The sequence below is a fragment of the Mesorhizobium sp. WSM4828 genome, assembly GCF_055811175.1.
This window is the reverse complement of the sequence record NZ_JBVVQK010000097.1, coordinates 1-866: the sequence shown is the minus strand read 5'-3', so window position 1 is coordinate 866 and position 866 is coordinate 1. Positions and strand designations below refer to the sequence as shown.

1 protein-coding gene and 1 pseudogene are annotated in these 866 nt (G+C 62.2%); one reads left to right on the top strand and one right to left on the bottom strand.

The window, feature by feature from the left end:
• Window positions 1-691, top strand: a 691-nt coding sequence (locus tag AC0L2X_RS32430; protein WP_473601214.1) for a TIM barrel protein, incomplete at its 5' end; no start/stop codon positions are given.
• Between the two features lie 14 nt (window positions 692-705).
• Here the strand turns inward: AC0L2X_RS32430 and AC0L2X_RS32425 are convergent.
• Window positions 706-866 (bottom strand): annotated as a pseudogene (locus tag AC0L2X_RS32425) (LysR family transcriptional regulator); the annotation flags it as partial.

Sequence of the window (866 nt, the reverse complement as noted above, 5' to 3'; positions counted from 1 at the left end):
GCGCAGCAATGCTATTGCACGCGGCATGCCGGCGGCGGACGTCCGGTCTGCCGCCGCCGAAGCAGGCGTTGGGATTATTTCCATCAATGCCTTGCAGCGCTTCAATGAGTGGACACCCGCCCGCAAGACCGAGGCGAGCAAGCTCGCCGATTATGCGGCGGCCTGCGGAGCCAAGACGCTCATGCTGATGCCGGTCAACGACGGCTCCTGGCCCGCCAATGGCGAGCGCCGGGGCGATCTCCGCGTCGCCTTGAAGGCGCTCAAGCCGATCCTCCAGTCGCGCGGTCTGATCGGTCTCATCGAGCCGCTGGGCTTCCAGACCTGCTCCCTTAGATCGAAGAACGAAGCGGCTAAGGCCATTGCCGCTATTGATGGCCAGTCGGTCTTCCGCCTCGTGCACGACACGTTCCACCACACGCTCGCCGGGGAGACGTTCTTCTCCTGCGAACTGACCGGTCTCGTGCACATTTCAAGAGTGAACGATCCAATCCACTGGATTTACCCTGATCGCGTCCTATTCGGTTCCGACAATGGCAGCCAGATCCGGGCGCTGCTTGATGGCGGTTATGCGGGCCCCTTCTCATTGGCACCGTTTGCCGACGCAGCCCACCCGCTGGACGATCTGGCCGGCGCACTTGCCGCGAGCATCGATCTAGTCCAACAAGGGCTATTGACGCGAATGGCGGCGTGAGACGCGGGAGTAAATTAGGGGTGCCTGACACGCCTTTCGGCGTCCCGCGGAGAAGTCATTCGAGACGCCTCCTGTAACAATACCTCTCGCATCCAGATGCTTGCCGGATCACTGTTGTGAAGGGCGGGCCATTGGACGGCCTCGGTGAATGCGGGAAGCGGCAGCGGAAGTTCGA